Origin of the sequence: Kineococcus rhizosphaerae, assembly GCF_003002055.1 — a bacterium.
GTDB classification, from domain to species: domain Bacteria; phylum Actinomycetota; class Actinomycetes; order Actinomycetales; family Kineococcaceae; genus Kineococcus; species Kineococcus rhizosphaerae.
In genome coordinates this window covers 111,757-127,313 of sequence record NZ_PVZF01000012.1, presented here as the reverse complement: position 1 = coordinate 127,313, position 15,557 = coordinate 111,757, and the positions used below count along the sequence as shown (strand labels likewise).

Annotated in this window: 15 protein-coding genes; 10 read left to right on the top strand and 5 right to left on the bottom strand. The window is 74.1% G+C overall.

The genetic code is table 11. The annotated features are described in order from the left end of the window. The first annotated feature begins 64 nt into the window (after window positions 1–64). The 7 genes from CLV37_RS21030 (at window position 65) to CLV37_RS21000 (ending at window position 7,659) form a co-directional block, all read left to right on the top strand. Window positions 65–1,444 (top strand): MFS transporter, encoded by a 1,380-nt coding sequence (locus CLV37_RS21030; RefSeq protein WP_106214116.1) that lies wholly within the window; start codon window positions 65–67, stop codon window positions 1,442–1,444. Between the two features lie 10 nt (window positions 1,445–1,454). Continuing rightward, the gene (locus CLV37_RS21025) at window positions 1,455–1,802 is read left to right on the top strand and encodes a molybdopterin oxidoreductase (protein ID WP_106214114.1); all 348 of its coding nucleotides are present in this window, start codon (window positions 1,455–1,457) and stop codon (window positions 1,800–1,802) included. 110 nt (window positions 1,803–1,912) lie between these two features. Beyond that, entirely contained in the window at window positions 1,913–4,333 is a 2,421-nt protein-coding gene (gene nirB / locus CLV37_RS21020; protein WP_342762296.1) for a nitrite reductase large subunit NirB, read from the top strand. Continuing rightward, the gene (locus CLV37_RS21015; RefSeq protein WP_106214112.1) at window positions 4,330–4,632 is read left to right on the top strand and encodes a Rieske (2Fe-2S) protein; all 303 of its coding nucleotides are present in this window, start codon (window positions 4,330–4,332) and stop codon (window positions 4,630–4,632) included. Before nirB ends, CLV37_RS21015 begins: the two co-directional genes overlap by 4 nt. Then, on the top strand, window positions 4,629–5,885 hold the full coding sequence (gene cobA / locus CLV37_RS21010) for a uroporphyrinogen-III C-methyltransferase (protein ID WP_245885522.1): 1,257 nt from the start codon (window positions 4,629–4,631) through the stop codon (window positions 5,883–5,885). The genes CLV37_RS21015 and cobA overlap by 4 nt, the downstream gene beginning before the upstream one ends. Next, the gene (locus CLV37_RS21005; RefSeq protein WP_106214110.1) at window positions 5,882–6,979 is read left to right on the top strand and encodes a uroporphyrinogen-III synthase; all 1,098 of its coding nucleotides are present in this window, start codon (window positions 5,882–5,884) and stop codon (window positions 6,977–6,979) included. Before cobA ends, CLV37_RS21005 begins: the two co-directional genes overlap by 4 nt. Further along, complete coding sequence (locus CLV37_RS21000; protein WP_211298830.1) at window positions 6,976–7,659, top strand: sirohydrochlorin chelatase; 684 nt, start codon at window positions 6,976–6,978, stop codon at window positions 7,657–7,659. Before CLV37_RS21005 ends, CLV37_RS21000 begins: the two co-directional genes overlap by 4 nt. On the opposite strand, the gene CLV37_RS20995 is transcribed toward CLV37_RS21000, so the two are convergent. Further along, the gene (locus tag CLV37_RS20995; protein ID WP_245885521.1) at window positions 7,649–8,563 is read right to left on the bottom strand and encodes a 2-hydroxyacid dehydrogenase; all 915 of its coding nucleotides are present in this window, start codon (window positions 8,561–8,563) and stop codon (window positions 7,649–7,651) included. The two genes, CLV37_RS21000 and CLV37_RS20995, sit on opposite strands and share 11 nt — an antisense overlap. 83 nt (window positions 8,564–8,646) lie before the next feature. Between CLV37_RS20995 and CLV37_RS20990 the strand changes: the two genes are divergently transcribed. Next, the gene (locus tag CLV37_RS20990) at window positions 8,647–9,789 is read left to right on the top strand and encodes a PQQ-dependent sugar dehydrogenase (protein WP_245885520.1); all 1,143 of its coding nucleotides are present in this window, start codon (window positions 8,647–8,649) and stop codon (window positions 9,787–9,789) included. Window positions 9,790–9,798: 9 nt separating this feature from the next. On the opposite strand, the gene pdxY is transcribed toward CLV37_RS20990, so the two are convergent. After that, complete coding sequence (gene pdxY, locus CLV37_RS20985) at window positions 9,799–10,650, bottom strand: pyridoxal kinase PdxY (protein WP_106214106.1); 852 nt, start codon at window positions 10,648–10,650, stop codon at window positions 9,799–9,801. Between the two features lie 94 nt (window positions 10,651–10,744). On the opposite strand from pdxY, the gene CLV37_RS20980 reads away from it, so the two are divergent. Next, window positions 10,745–11,350: a DedA family protein gene (locus CLV37_RS20980; RefSeq protein WP_106214104.1), complete on the top strand. Its 606-nt coding sequence runs from the start codon at window positions 10,745–10,747 to the stop codon at window positions 11,348–11,350. Between the two features lie 94 nt (window positions 11,351–11,444). Here the strand turns inward: CLV37_RS20980 and gatB are convergent, their stop codons facing one another. The 3 genes from gatB to gatC all read right to left on the bottom strand — a co-directional run bounded on the left by gatB (window position 11,445) and on the right by gatC (window position 14,900). After that, window positions 11,445–12,962, bottom strand: coding sequence for an Asp-tRNA(Asn)/Glu-tRNA(Gln) amidotransferase subunit GatB (gene gatB / locus CLV37_RS20975; protein WP_106214228.1), 1,518 nt, complete (start codon window positions 12,960–12,962; stop codon window positions 11,445–11,447). Then, window positions 12,959–14,485, bottom strand: coding sequence for an Asp-tRNA(Asn)/Glu-tRNA(Gln) amidotransferase subunit GatA (gene gatA / locus CLV37_RS20970; RefSeq protein ID WP_106214102.1), 1,527 nt, complete (start codon window positions 14,483–14,485; stop codon window positions 12,959–12,961). The genes gatB and gatA overlap by 4 nt, the downstream gene beginning before the upstream one ends. Window positions 14,486–14,600: 115 nt before the next feature. Beyond that, on the bottom strand, window positions 14,601–14,900 hold the full coding sequence (gatC, locus tag CLV37_RS20965; RefSeq protein WP_106214100.1) for an Asp-tRNA(Asn)/Glu-tRNA(Gln) amidotransferase subunit GatC: 300 nt from the start codon (window positions 14,898–14,900) through the stop codon (window positions 14,601–14,603). Between the two features lie 114 nt (window positions 14,901–15,014). Between gatC and CLV37_RS20960 the strand changes: the two genes are divergently transcribed. After that, window positions 15,015–15,557 carry a hypothetical protein gene (locus CLV37_RS20960; protein ID WP_106214098.1) on the top strand — a complete coding sequence of 181 codons (543 nt, stop codon included), beginning with the start codon at window positions 15,015–15,017 and terminating at the stop codon, window positions 15,555–15,557.

The following is a 15,557-nucleotide window of genomic DNA, read 5'->3' as shown; positions in this document are numbered from 1 at the left end:
CAACGTGACGCCGCCGCAACGGCACGAACGACCAGCCGTAACCCGCCGTTCCTACGGTCACCCCATGACCCTCGACACCCGCACCACCGTCCCGGCCCCCCGGTCCGGCCGCTGGGTCGACGACCACGACCCCGAGGACGTCGCCCGGTGGGAGGCCACCGGCCGCCGCACCGCCCAGCGCAACCTCTGGTTGTCGATCTTCGCCGAGTTCCTGGGCTTCTCCGTCTGGCAGCTGTGGACCATCGTGACGCCGTCGTTGAACAGCGCCGGGTTCGCGCTCACGGCGGACCAGATGTTCTGGCTCATCGCCGTGCCGAACCTCGTCGGGGCCACCCTGCGGTTCCCGTACACCTTCGCGGTCCCGAAGTTCGGGGGGCGCAACTGGACGATCGTCTCGGCCCTGCTGCTGATCGTGCCGTGCGTCGGGCTGGCGGTCGTGGTGCAGGACCCCGGCACCCCGTTCTGGCTCATGGTGCTCGTCGCGGCGACCGCCGGCGTCGGGGGCGGGAACTTCGCCAGCAGCATGGCGAACATCTCCTTCTTCTACCCCGAGCGGGAGAAGGGCGCGGCCCTGGGCCTGAACGCGGCCGGCGGCAACCTCGGTGTCGCGGTGGTGCAGCTCGTCATCCCGATCGTCGTGGTCGTTGGCGGCGGTCTGGCCCTGGACCGCGCGGGTCTCGTCGTGATCCCGCTGGCGGTGCTCGCGGCGGTGCTCGCGTGGCGGTACATGGACAACCTGTCCACCGCCCGGGCCGACCTCGCCGGGTACGCGGCGGCCGTGCGGAACAAGCACACGTGGATCGTCTCGTTCCTCTACATCGGGACGTTCGGTTCCTTCATCGGCTACGCAGGGGTGTTCCCGACGCTCATCAAGCAGGAGTTCCCGCAGGTCTCCTTCACGTGGGGTTTCCTCGGCCTGCCGCAGGTCCCGCTCACCCTGGCCTTCCTCGGTGCGCTCGTCGGGTCGATGGCGCGCCCCACGGGCGGCAAGCTGGCCGACCGGACCTCGGGGGCGACCATGAGCATCGCCGCCTACGGCGTCATGGCCCTCGGTGCGCTCGGCGCCATCGCCTCGCTGAGCGCCGGGACGTTCGCCGGGTTCTTCGCCAGCTTCCTCGTCCTGTTCGTCGCCAGCGGCGTCGGCAACGGCGCGGTGTACCGGATGATCCCGGCCATCTTCCGGGCCGGCATCGACCCGGCCACCGCGCCGGAGGACCTCGTGCTGGCCAAGCGCAAGGCCGCGGCCTGCATCGGGATCGCCGCGGGCATCGGCGCCTACGGGGGGTTCATCGTCCCCCGCGTGTTCGCCGCGTCGATCAAGGACACCGGCTCCCTGCAGCCCGCCCTCGTCGGCTTCATCGCCTTCTACGCCGTCTGCGCGGTCGTGACGTTCGCCGTCTACAAGGTCGGCCGCGCCCAGCGCTTCGCCGGCGCCCGGATCTGAGGAGACCACCGTGAGCTCGACCCCCCGCTTCCTGCAGGGCACGTACCCGTTCACCGGCGCCGGCCTGGAGAAGGGCGTCCCCCTCGAGGGCCTGACCGGTTTCCGGGTCCCGGACGGGTACCGCGCGCAACCGGTCTACTTCCGCGGCGGCAACCCCACCGGGGAACTGGTGGTCGTGGCGCTGCTGCGCGACGGGGTCGCGGTGCGGCTGTTCCCGATCGGCGCCAGGGACGCCGTGCACGTCCCGCTGAGCATCGTCGAGGACGTCGAGGCACCCTCGACGCTGGAGCTGCAGGTCATGGCCCCCGAGGGCCTGACCGGCTGCGTCGTCGTCGACCTCGGCCTCGTGGAGGTGTGACGGTGAGCATCGACGAGACGGGGGCCGAGACGCAGACGGGGACCGAGACGCGGACGGGGACCCGGGAACGCCCGGTCCCCCGCCAGCGCGACCACCACCGCCGCCGCCTGGTGGTCGTCGGCAACGGCATGGCCGGCATCCGCGCGGTGGAGGAACTCCTCGACCGCGGCGGTGCCGAGCAGTTCGACATCACGGTGTTCGGGGACGAGCCGTACGGCAACTACAACCGCATCATGCTGTCCCACGTGCTGTCCGGCGAGGAGACCGAGGAGGCGATCTTCCTCAACGCGCTGCCGTGGTACGCGCAGAACTCCATCGACCTGCGCGCCGGGGTCCGGGTGGACCGGATCGACCGGTTCGCCAAGGTCGTGCACGACGCCGACGGCGGCCGGACCCCCTACGACACGCTGCTGCTGGCCACCGGGTCCACGCCGTTCTTCCCGACGATGGAGGGGCTGGACCTCGACGGCGTGTTCACGTTCCGCACGCTCGACGACGCCCGGTCCCTGCTGACCTCGGCGAAGACCCACCGCCGCGCGGTCGTCATCGGCGGCGGGCTGCTCGGCCTGGAGGCCGCGCACGGCCTGGCCACGCACGGTCTGCAGGTAGACCTCGTCCACTCCCCCGCGCACCTCATGAACCAGCAGCTCGGACCCGAGGCCGGGCGCGTCCTGCGCCGGAAGATCGAGGAACTGGGCATCCGCGTCCACACCGGCGTCCGCACCCGGGGTCTGCGCGGCACCGGCCGGGTCGAGGGGGTCGAACTGCCCGACGGCACGGTCCTGGAGGCGGACTTCGTGGTCATCGCGGCGGGGATCCGCCCGAACGTCGACGTGGCGGTCCGCTCCGGGCTGGAGGTCGAGCGCGGGGTCGTCGTCGACGACCGGATGCGCACCAGCCACCCCGACGTGTACGCCGTGGGCGAGTGCGTCCAGCACCGCGGCCAGACCTACGGCCTCGTCGCCCCGCTGTGGGACCAGGCGGGCGTCCTGGCCGACCACCTCACCGGCGCCCGGCCGGACGCGGAGTACCACGGCACCCGGACGTCCACGAAGCTCAAGGTCGCCGGCGTGGACGTCGTCGCCATGGGCCTGCCCGGCCCCGAGCGCGACGACGACGAGTTCGTGGTGTTCTCCGAACCGCACCGCGGCGTGTACCTGAACGTCGTGGTCCGCGAGGGCCGCCTCGTGGGGGCCACGCTCCTGGGCGACGTCCGCAAGACGGCGTTCCTCACCCAGGCGTTCGACCAGGGCCTGCCCCTGCCCGAAGAGCGCACGAGCCTGCTGTTCGACCTCGGATCCCCCGACGAGGCGACGTCGGTGGCCGAGCTGTCCGACGACGTCCAGGTCTGCAACTGCAACGGCGTCACCAAGGGGAGGATCGTCGACGCGGTCGCCGGCGGCTGCACGTCGATCACGGCGGTCATGGGCAAGACCAAGGCCGGCAAGGGCTGCGGGTCCTGCAAACCCCTCGTGGAGCAGATCACCGAGTGGGCCGCGGGCGGGGACCTCACGGTCGACGAGAGCGTGGGCTGGTACGTCCCGGGGGTCCCGCTGGCCAAGCCCGAGCTCATGGCCGCCATCCGCGAGCGCGGGCTGAAGTCGGTCTCGGCGGTGTTCCGCGAACTGGCCCCCGGCGGCGTCGAGGACGCGAAGTCGAAGATGGGCCTGACGTCGCTGCTGCGGATGATGTGGCCCGAGGGCATCGAGGAGGAGCGCGACGGGCGGTACATCAACGACCGCGTCCACGCGAACATCCAGCGCGACGGGACGTTCTCCGTGGTGCCGCAGATGAAGGGCGGCGTCACGACCCCCGAGCAGCTGCGCAAGATCGCCGACGTGGCCGACAAGTACGACGTCGGGATGGTCAAGGTCACCGGCGGGCAGCGCATCGACCTGCTCGGCGTCGCCAAGGAGGACCTGCCGAAGGTGTGGGCGGACCTCGGGATGCCGTCCGGGTACGCCTACGGCAAGAGCTTCCGCACCGTGAAGACGTGCGTCGGCTCGGAGTTCTGCCGGTTCGGGCTGGACGACTCCACCCAGCTCGGCATCGACCTGGAGACCCGCTACCAGGGCATCGAGACCCCCGCCAAGCTCAAGCTCGGCGTCGTGGGCTGTCCCCGCAACTGCGCCGAGGCCTACGTCAAGGACATCGGGGTCGTCGCGGTCGGGGCGGGCAAGTGGGAGGTCTACGTCGGCGGGGCCGCCGGGGCCACGGTCCGCAAGGGCGACCTGCTGGCCACCGTCGGCTCGGCGCAGGAGGTGCTGACCCTCACCGGCCGGTTCATCCAGTTCTACCGGGAGTGGGGGAACTGGCTGGAACGCACCTACGAGTTCGTCCCCCGTCTCGGGATCGAGCGCGTGCGCAAGGTCCTCGTGGACGACTCCGACGGTCTGGCTGCGGGCCTGGACGAACGCGTGCAGGCCGCCGTCGACAACTACCGCGACCCCTGGCAGGAAGGCACCGCCCCCGTGACGACCGGACAGTTCCGCCCCGCGCTCCCCCTGGGGATGCCGGCGGTGCGCTCGTGAGCCGCCCGGTGTGCAGCGTGGAGGACCTGCCCGTCGGGGAGGGCCGCGCGTACGTCGTCGACGGCGAGCAGGTCGCGCTGTTCCGGCACCGCAGCGGGAAGGTCAGCGCCGTGCAGGCCGCCTGCCCGCACGCCGGTGGGCCGTTGGCGGACGGGCAGATCGATGAGACAGTCGTCGTCTGCCCCCTGCACCTGACCGCGTTCGACCTCACCACGGGTGAGGCGGCCGGCGGGGAGGGTTCGATCGCCGTGCACCCGTGCCGGGTGACGGCAGACGGTCTCGTGGAGGTGTCCCTGTGACCAGTGGCGTGACCGGTGCTGCGCGGTACCCCCTGCACCTCGACGTGACCGGGCGCCGGGTCCTGGTGGCCGGCGGCGGCCCCGTCGCGGCCCGCCGGGCCGCCGACCTCGTGGCCGCCGGCGCCGACGTCCTGGTCGTCGCGCCCAGCCTGTGCGAGGACCTGCGCGACCTGCTGCCGCACCTGCGCTGGCAGGCCCGGGAGGTCGAACCGGCCGACGTCGCCGACGTCTGGCTCGTCCACACCGCCACGGGCGACCCCCGGGCCGACGCGGCGGTCGCCGCGGCCGCCGAGGCGCTGCGGGTCTGGTGCGTGCGCGCCGACGACGCCGAGGCGTCGGCCGCGTGGACGCCGGCCGTCGTGCGGCGCGACATGGGCGACGGCGAGGTGACCGTCTCCGTCACCGCCGGCGGCGACCCCCGCCGCGCCCGCGGGCTGCGCGAGGCCCTGTCGCGCTGGCTGGACTCCGGTGCGGCTCCCCTGCGCCGACGGCGGCCGGGCCCGGGCCGGGTCACCCTCGTGGGGGGCGGGCCGGGTGAGGTGGACCTGCTGACGCTGCGCGGCCGGCGCCGGCTCGCCGAGGCCGACGTCGTCGTCGTCGACCGGCTCGCGCCCACCGACGTCCTGGCCGACCTCGACCCCGAGGTCCAGGTCGTCGACGTCGGCAAGACGCCCGACCACCACCCCGTGCCGCAGGAGGAGATCAACCGGATCCTCGTCGAGCACGCCCTGGCGGGCCGGCGCGTCGTGCGGCTCAAGGGGGGCGACCCGTACGTGCTGGGCCGCGGCGGGGAGGAGGTCCTCGCCTGCCGCGCCGCGGGGGTCGAGGTCGAGGTCGTCCCGGGCGTGACGAGCGCGTTCGCCGTCCCGGCCGCGGCCGGGATCCCCGTGACGCACCGCGGGCTGGCGCGCTCGGTCACCGTGGTCAGCGGCCACGAGGAGGTCGACGCGGACGCCCTGGCCCGCGTCGAGGGGACCCTGGTGCTCCTCATGGGCGTCACGACGCTGCCGCGGACCGCCGCCGCGCTCGTCGCCGCGGGCAAACCCGCGACGACCCCTGTCGCAGTCGTCGAGAACGGCTGGCGCGCGGGGCAGCGCACGACCCGGGGAACCCTCGCGGACATCGCCGACCTCGCCCGCGAGCGCGGGGTGCGCAACCCCGCCGTCATCGTCGTGGGGGCCGTGGCGGGTCTGGCCGAGGAGGAGGCGGAGGTGACGCCCGGCGCGCCGGTCGCCTACCGTCCGCACTCGTGAGTGAACTCCTGGGCGTGACGATCGGCATCACCAGCGACCGCCGCTCGGGCGACATGATCGCGACGTTCGAGCGCAAGGGCGCCCGCGTGGTCCACGCGCCGACCATGCGGATCGTCCCGCTGACCGAGGACGACCAGCTGCTGGCCGAGACGCGCGACGTCATCGCCGACCCGCCGGACGTCGTGCTCGTCACGACGGGCATCGGGCTGCGGGGCTGGGTGGAGGCCGCCGACGCCGCCGGGCTCGCGGCCGACCTGCTGGCGACGCTGGGCCGGGCCCAGGTCGTCGCCCGCGGCCCCAAGGCGACGGGGGTCATCCGCGCCAACGGCCTGCGCGAGACGTGGTCGGCGGCCTCGGAGCAGACCGCGGAGGCCGTCGAGCGCCTCGTGGCCGAGGGCGTGGCGGGCCGCTCGATCGTGGTGCAGCTGCACGGGGCGGCCGACGAGCACCAGCTCGCCCCGCTGCTGGCGGCGGGGGCGCGGGTGCGCGGGGTGTCGGTGTACCGGTGGCTGCCACCGGCCGACCCGGGCGCGGTGGACCGGCTCGTCGACCTCGTCGCCTCCCGGTCCCTGGACGCCGTGACGTTCACGAGCGCCCCCGGCGCGGTGGCACTTCTGGAGAAGGCGCGCACGCTCGGGCGCCGCGACGACCTCGTCGCGGCCTTCGGCGACGGCGTCGTGGCGTGCGCGGTGGGCGACGTGACCGCTGAACCCCTGCGGGCCGAGGGGGTCGAGCCCCTGATCCCGGACCGCTGGCGCCTCGGGGCGCTGCTGCGGACGCTGACGGCGCACCTGGCCGCGCACCCGCTGGCCGACGTGGCCACGAGCCACGGGCGGCTCGTGCTGCGCGCGCAGACCGCCCTCCTGGACGGCGAGGTGCTCGAACTCGCCCCGGGGCCACGGGCCGTGCTGCGGCGCCTGGCCGACGCCGGCGGGGCGGTGCTGAGCCGGGAGGACCTGCTGCCGACGCTGCCCGGCGCCGCCGACGTGCACGCCGTCGAGGTGACCGTGGGCCGGTTGCGCTCCGCACTGCCGGACGCCGGTCTCGTGCGGACCGTGGTCAAGCGCGGCTACCGGCTGGACGTGGCCTCGTGAACTCCCCGGTGCTCCCCCCGGTGCTGATCGCCTGCTCGCACGGGACCCGCTCGGCCGCAGGCCGTTCCGTCGTCGACGGGTTGCGCGACGCCGTGCGGGCCGCCCGCCCGGGGCTGGACGTGGAGGCCGCGCACGTCGACGTCCACGAGCCCTTCCTGGCCGACGTCGTCGAGCGCGTGTGCGCCGACGCCGGGCGGGACGCGGTGGTGGTGCCGCTGCTGCTGTCCAGCGGGTACCACGTGCGCGTCGACATCGCCGAGGCCCTGACCCGCGGGGGCGGGCGGGCGGTCGCCTCGGCCGCACTGGGTCCCAGCGAGGTCATCACCGACGTCCTCGTCGAACGCCTGGGGGGTTTCGCCGGGAACGTCGTCCTGGCCGCGGCGGGTTCGTCCGACGCGCAGGCGCAGGCCGACGTCGCCCGCGCGGCGCAGTCGCTGTCGCAGCGCCTGGGACGTCCGGTGACCTCCGGGTTCCTGTCCGCGCAGGACCCCCCGGTGGCCGGGGCCGTCGCGGCGGCCAGGCCCGGTCCGGTGGCCGTCGTCAGCTACCTGCTGGCGCCGGGGGTGTTCTCCGCGCGGCTGGGCTCGGTCGGCGCGGCGCTGGTCACCGAACCCCTCGGGATCGATCCCCGCGTCGTGGACCTGGTCCTGGCGCGCTACGACGAGACCCTCAGACGATGACGTTGCGCAGCTCCTGACCCGCTGCGAGCCGGGCGATCTGCTCCGTCAGCAACGCGACCATCCGGGGCCGGAAGGCCGTGGAGTTCCCGCCCACGTGCGGGGTGACGACGACGCCGGGCAGGGTCCACAGCTCGTGGTCGGCGGGCAGGGGTTCGGGGTCGGTGACGTCGAGCGCGGCCCGCAGCCGGCCGGTGCGCAGTTCGGCCACGAGCGCGCCGGTGTCCACGACCGGGCCGCGGGCGACGTTGACGACGAGGGCCCCGTCCGGCAGCGCGGCGAGGAACCGCTCACCGACGAGCCCGCGGGTCCGCTCGGTGAGCGGGCAGGCGAGCACGACGACGTCGTGCTCCGGCAGCAGGTCTGGCAGTTCCTCGACGGCGTGGACGGCGACGCCGTCCTGGACCCGGGTCCGAGTGCCGACCGCGGTGACCGAGCACTCGAAGGGCGCCAGCCGCGCGGCGGTGGCCCGCCCGACGCCGCCCCAGCCGACGACGAGCACCCGGCGGTCGGCCAGCGAGGTGCGCAGGGAGGGCCTCCAGTCCCCCGTCGCCATCGACCGGACGTCGTCGGCCAGACCGCGCAGGGCCAGGACCGTCAGGCCGACGGCGAGCTCGGCCGTCGAGGTCTCGTGCACGCCGGTCGCGTTGCACAGCCGCACGCCCGGGGGCAGCTGCTCCGGCACGCCGTCGTAGCCGATGGTCAGCAGCTGGACGGCCCGCGTCCCCGCGGGCAGGTGCGAAAGGTCGGGGGTCGCGACGTACGGCGGGACGACGAGGTCCGGCGCCGGGTCAGGGGCGGGTGCCTGCCCGTCCCAGACCACGACCTCGGCGCCCTCGACGGGCCCGAGGGCCCTGGCCCACGACGCGGACGGCACGCTCACCACGATGCTCACGGGGACGCTCACGGCGGGCACGTTACCCAGCCGTTCTCGCCATCGGACGGGCGCCGGGTGAGGATGGACGGGTGCGGACCCGGTGGAGGACCTTCTTGCCCGCGGCCCTGACGGGGGCGGTGCTGGTGGGCTGCTCGGCCCCGACGCCGGACCCGGTGCGGTCGACGGCCCCCGTGGTGTCCGAGCCCGCGCCGTCCGCGACGACCACCGCGTCCCCCACGGCGCTGCCCGACCCGGTCGCGGCCGCGATCGGCAAACCCGGCACGCCCGTCGACATCGCCACCGGGCTCGCCGTCCCGTGGGGGCTGGCGGTGCTGCCGGACGGGACGGCCCTGGTGACGCTGCGCGACCAGGCGCGGGTGGTGCGGGTCGGGCCCGGCGTGCAGACCGTGGTGGGCGCCGACGGCCCCGACGGGAAGGTGCCGGACGTCTCCCCCGGCGGGGAGGGCGGCCTCCTGGGGGTCGCGCTGTCGCCGGGGTTCGCGAGCGACCAGCACGTCTTCCTCTACCAGACGGCCCGCGACGACAACCGGGTCGTGCGCTACACCCTGGCGCAGGACCGGCTCACGGAGGCCACGCCGATCGTCACCGGCATCCCGAAGAACTCGACGCACAACGGGGGCAGGATCGCCTTCGGGCCCGACGGGGACCTCTACGTCGGGACCGGCGACGCGCAGGACCGTCCCAGCGCCCAGGACGTGAACTCCCTGGGCGGCAAGATCCTGCGGGTGGGCGCCGACGGGTCCGTCCCGCCGGACAACCCGTTCGCGGGCTCGCGCACCTGGTCCTACGGGCACCGCAACGTCCAGGGTTTCGGCTGGGACGCCGCGGGGCGGATGTACGCCTCGGAGTTCGGGCAGGACACCTGGGACGAGCTGAACCTCATCCGCCCCGGCGGGAACTACGGGTGGCCCGAGGTCGAGGGGAAGGGGGATGGCGGCGGCAAGTACGTCGCGCCCCTGCAGACCTGGGCCACGGACGACGCCTCGCCCTCCGGCATCGCCGTCACCCCCGACGCCGTGTACGTCGCGGCCCTGCGCGGGCAGAAGCTGTGGCGCGTCCCGGTGACCCCCGAGGGGCCGACGGGGACGCCCGACGCCTACCTCGACGGGACCCTGGGCCGGTTGCGGACCGTCGAGGTGGGGCCGGACGGTTCGCTGTGGGTCCTCACGTCGAACACGTTCCGGGGCACCGCCCGGCCCGGCGACGACCGGCTGGTCTCGGTGCCCCTGTCCTGACCCCGTCCCTCAGCGCACCCGCTCGGCGCTGAACTGCAGCCGCGGGTGCGCGTAGGACTCCTGCGCCTCGACGAGCTGCAGTTCCCGCTGCCCGGAGCGGTGGGTCAGCTCGATCAGGTCGAACACGCTGGACACGGTCCGCTCCAGGGAGACCTTCGCGTCCCCGGTCGCGCGGTAGTGGGCCGTGAACAGCGCGGCCGTGACGTCGCCGGACCCGTTGGCCTTGAACGGCAGCAGCGGGGTCTTCACGATCCAGGCCCCGGCGTCGTCGGCGACGAGCACCTCGATCGTCCCCTCCTCGCGGTCGGGACGTTCGACGCTGGTCACCAGGACGGTGGAGGGGCCCATGGCCCGTGCGGCGTCCACCGAGGCCAGGGTCGTCTCCAGGGAACCGGGATCGGTGCCGGTGAGGTACCCCAGCTCGAACTGGTTCGGGGTGATGAGGTCGGCCACGGGGACGACCCGGTCGCGCAGCAGGTCCGGGATCTCGGGGGCGACGAAGCAGCCGGACTTCGCGTTCCCCATGACGGGGTCGCACGCGTAGATCGCCGAGGGGTTCGCGGCCTTGACCCGGCGCACGGCGTCGACGATGACGTCGGCGATCCCGGCCCCGCCCTGGTACCCCGACAGCACCGCGTCGACCTGCGGGAAGACCCCGCGCTCCTCGACACCGGTGAGGACGTCGGCGACGTCGGCCGGGGCGATGAGCGGTCCGCGCCAGGCCCCGTACCCCGTGTGGTTGGAGAAGTTCACGGTGTGCACGGGGATCACCTCGACCCCGATGCGCTGCAGGGGGAAGACGGCGGCGGAGTTGCCGACGTGACCGTGGGCGACGGAGGACTGGATCGACAGGACCTTCACCCGCCGGAGGATACGCGCGCGGCGAGGTCCTCGCTCCTGCGAGCCGGCGGGGACCGATCGGCCGCCGGAGGGCCCGACGTGGCAGTCTGACGAGGTGTTCGACCAGCTCAACGCGCTCGTCACCGAGCACGCGGGAGCCCCGTGGGTGCTGGCCGCCGTGCTCGCCCTCGCCGCGCTCGACGCGTTCGTCCCGCCGCTGCCCAGCGAGTCCGTCGTCATCGGCCTGGCCGCGATCGCGGCCGACACCGGGCACCCGGACCGGTGGGCGCTGTTCGCGTGCGCGCTCGTCGGCGCGTTCGTCGGCGACAACCTCACCTACGCGATGGGCCGGCACTCCCCCCTGCGCCGCTGGATCGCGGGCCACCCGCGCCTCGAACGCGCCTTCACCCGCGCCGCCGCCGAACTCGACAAGCGCGGGGCCTTCGCGGTCCTCGCCGCCCGCTACGTCCCGATCGGGCGCATCGCCGTCAACCTCACCGCCGGGGCCGTGCGGTTCCCGCGCCGGCGGTTCGTGCCCCTCAGCGCGCTCGCCGCGTGCACCTGGGCGGCCTACTCCATCGCCATCGGTTCCCTGGCCGGGCACTGGATCGAGTCCACCCCGCTGGTGGGGGCAGCGCTCGGCATCGTCATCGCCCTCGCGCTCGGGTTCGTCGTGGACGCGCTGCTCAACCGCTTCGTCCACGAGCGACGGCGCGCCTGAGCGCCCGTCCTGACCCGACTCCCGGGGACCTCCCGCACCTCGGACGCGGCCGAGACGTCGAGAGGTCCCCAGGAGTCGGGCGGTGGGGGCCCGGTCAGCCGACGCGCGCCGCGATCAGCTCACGGATCTTCGCGGCGTCCGCCTTGCCCTGCATCTGCTTCATGACCTGACCGATGAGCGCCCCGGCGGCCTGCGCCTTCCCGCCGCGGATCTTCTCCACGACGTCCGGGTTCGCGGCCAGGACCGCGTCGACGGCCGCGGCGAGCGCGCCGTCGTCCTGCACCACGATGAGGCCGCGCGCCTCGACGACCTCGGCCACCGACCCCTCCCCGGCCAGGACGCCCTCGAGGGCCTCGCGGGCGAGGCGGTCGGTGAGCTTGCCGTCCTCGACGAGCTTCGCGAGCTCGGCGACGTCGGCCGGGCGCACGGGCAGGTCGGTCAGGTCGACGCCGTCGACGTTGGCGCGCCGGGCCAGTTCCCCGGACCACCACTTGCGCGCCGCCGCCGGCGAGGCGCCCGCCGCGACGGTGGCCTCCACGACGTCGAGCGCACCGGCGTTGACGAGGTCGCGGAACTCCAGGTCGGAGAAGCCCCACTCGGCGTGCAGCCGCTTGCGGCGCACGGCGGGCGGCTCGGGCAGCGAGGCGCGCAGCTCCTCCACCCACGCCGGGTCCGGCTCGATCGGGACGAGGTCGGGTTCGGGGAAGTACCGGTAGTCCTCGGCGTCGGACTTCTCGCGGCCCGAGGTCGTCAGGCCGGTGTCCTCGTGCCAGTGGCGCGTCTCCTGGACGACCTTCGCGCCCGAGCGCAGGACCGCGGCGTGCCGGGACACCTCGTAGCGCACGGCCCGTTCGACCGAGCGCAGCGAGTTGACGTTCTTCGTCTCCGACCGCGTCCCGAGCTTCGCCTGCGGGGACGGCCGCAGCGACAGGTTGACGTCGCAGCGCAGCGACCCCTGCTCCATCTTCACGTCGGAGACGTCGAGGGAGCGCAGCAGGTCGCGCAGCGCCGCCACGTACGCCTTCGCCACGTCGGGGGCGCGATCGCCCGTGCCCTCCAGCGGCTTCGTGACGATCTCGATGAGCGGGATGCCCGCGCGGTTGTAGTCCACGAGGGAGAACTCGGCGCCGTGGATGCGGCCGGTGGAACCGCCGACGTGCAGGGACTTGCCGGTGTCCTCCTCCATGTGGGCGCGCTCGATGAGCACCCGGTAGGTGAAGGCGGGTTTCGTGCCGTCCTCACTGGCCGGGACGTCGACGTCGAGGTAGCCGTCGAAGGCGATGGGCTCGTCGTACTGCGACGTCTGGAAGTTCTTCGGCATGTCCGGGTAGAAGTAGTTCTTCCGGGCGAAGCGGCAGTACGTCGCGATCGAGCAGTTCAGCGCCAGGCCGATGCGGATCGCGGATTCCAACGCCTTGGCGTTCAGCACCGGCATCGCGCCGGGCAGCCCGAGCGACGTCGGGTCGACCTGGGTGTTCGGCTCGGCGCCGAACTCCGTGGGCGCGCCGGAGAACATCTTGGTCTTCGTGTTCAGCTCGACGTGGACCTCCAGGCCCAGCACCGGGTCGAACTGCGCGACCGCCTCGTCGTAGTCCACCAGTTCGACGCTCACGCCGACACCCCCTGCCACGTCGGGACCTTCGCGAGCAACGGCCCGCCCCACCTGTCGTTCAACCGCGTCTCCAGCGCCGCCCCGACCCGGTACAGCCGGTCGTCGGCCTGCTGCGGCGCGAGGATCTGCAGACCCACCGGCAGGCCCTCGGAGAGGCCCGCGGGCAGGGACATGCCCGGGATCCCCGCGAGGTTGGCCGGGATCGTCGCGACGTCGCCGGCGTACATCGCCAGCGGGTCGTCCAGCTTCTCCCCGAGCCGGTACGCGACCGTCGGCGCGGTCGGCGAGACGAGCACGTCGACGTCGCCGAACGCGGCGGTGAAGTCGCGCTGGACCAGCGTGCGGACCTTCTGCGCGCTGCCGTAGTAGGCGTCGTAGTAGCCCGCGGACAGGGCGTAGGTGCCCAGGACGATGCGCCGCTTGGCCTCGTCGCCGAACCCGGCGGCGCGGGTGGCGCGCATGACGGCCTCGGCCGTCACCCCCTCGCCCTCGGGCACGACGCGCAGCCCGTAGCGCATCCCGTCGAACTTGGCGAGGTTGCTCGACGCCTCGCTCGGCAGGATCAGGTAGTACGCGGCGAGCGCGTGGACGATGTTCGGCAGGCTCAGCTCGACGACCTGCGCCCCGGCGGCGCGGAACTCCTCCAGCGCCTCCTCGAACCGGGCGACGACCCCGGGTTCGTAGCCCTCGCCGGACAGCTCCTTGACGACGCCGACCTTCACGCCCGTCAGGTCGCCGGAGGCGCCGAGCTTCGCGGCACCCACGACGTCGGGGACGTCGGCCGGGATCGAGGTGGAGTCCAGGGGGTCGTGTCCGGCGATGACGGCGTGCAGCAGCGCGGTGTCCAGCACCGTGCGGGCGCACGGGCCGGCCTGGTCCAGCGAGCTCGCCAGCGCGATGAGCCCGTAGCGCGAGACCGCGCCGTAGGTCGGCTTGACGCCGACCGTGCCGGTGACGGCCGCGGGCTGGCGGATCGAGCCGCCCGTGTCCGAGCCGATGGTCAGCGGGGCCTCGAAGGCCGCGAGCGCCGCCGCGGACCCGCCGCCGGAGCCGCCGGGGATGCGGGTGGGGTCCCACGGGTTGCGGGTGTCGCCGTAGGCGGAGTGCTCGGTGGTCGAGCCCATCGCGAACTCGTCCATGTTGGTCTTGCCGAGGACGACGAGACCGGCGTCGTGCAGGGACCGCACGACGGTCGCGTCGTACGGCGGGACCCAGCCCTCGAGCATCCGGGAGCCGGCGGTGGTGGGCAGGCCCTTGGTCGTCAGGACGTCCTTGACCCCGATCGGGACCCCGGCGAGCGGACCGAGGTCGGCGCCGGCGGCGCGGTCGGCGTCGATCTGCCGGGCGCGGGCCAGGGCGCCCTCGTGGTCGACGTGCAGGAACGCGTGGACGCCGCTCTGGACGGGCCCGTCGACGGCGTCGATGCGGTCGAGGTGCGCCTGGGTGACCTCGACGGCCGAGACCTCCTTCGTGCGCAGGGCCTCGGCGAGCTCGACGGCGGTCCTGCGGATCAGCTCGCTCACGCCACACCCTCCGTTCGCTCCGTCGCGGCGCCGGTGACGCCGCCTTCCCTCGGCACCACGCACCGACTCCGTCGGCGTGTCGCCTCGGTCCAGGCGCCGTCGCGCTGCTCGTCGCTCACGCTTCCTCCCCCAGGATCATGGGCACCCGGAACCGGCCGTCCTCCGAGGCGGGGGCGCCCGCGAGCGCCTCCTCGGCGGTGAGGACCTCACCGACGACGTCGGGGCGGGTCACGTTGGTCAGGGGCACGGGGTGCGAGGTGGCGGGTACGTCGTCGGTGGCGACCTTCGCGACGGCCGCGACGGCATCGAGGACCGCGTCGAGCTGACCCGCCATGCGGTCCAGCTCCTCGTCGGACATGTCGATGCGCGCCAGGCGCGCGAGGTGCTCGACCTCGGAACGGGAGATAGCGGACACGAGCAGCGAGTCTATTCGGGTCGGCGGGGATGTCCTCCGTCCACCGCCCGAGAGCGCGACGAGCGACCGACGACGATGGACCGACGGTGGGCGCCACCGACGTCATCATGGGGTGTGGACGAGCGGACGCTGAGGGCCAGCGGCACCGGCCGGGCCCTGGCCGGGGCGGTCTGCCTCGCGGCGCTCGCCGGGCTGCTCCTGTGGTGGCGGCCGATCCCGGCCGAGGTGGTCATCGGGTACGCCGCGGCGGCCGCGGTGAGCCTCGTCTGGTCCGTCGTGCGGCACCGCGGCGACGTCGTGCGCCTGACCGCCGAGGCGGTCGTCGTGGAGTCCCGGGGCTCGACGACGACGTACCCCTGGTCGCAGGTCCTGGAGGCGTCGTGGGGGCCGACCACGTGGCGCGCGTCCGGCAGTGGGCCGGTGCTGCGGGTCAAGGGCGGCGCGTTCGACGAGCCCGGCCCGAACACCCCGGTGCAGGTCGCTGCGCTGCCGCTGTTCGGACGGGGAGCCGAACGGAACGCGGTCCGCACCTTCCGCGAGTTCGCGGAGGCGAAGGGGGTCGTGTTCACCCCGAAGCTCGTCGAACTCCTGGCGCAGGGCGAGCGGCGTTCCCGGTTGCCGGGGGAACGCCGCGACGCACGCGGGGGATCGCTGTGA

What these genes read in the sequence shown, in the direction of transcription:
- CLV37_RS21030 (WP_106214116.1), top strand. Translation starts at nt 65, where the DNA reads ATGACCCTCGACACCCGCACCACCGTCCCGGCCCCCCGGTCCGGCCGC.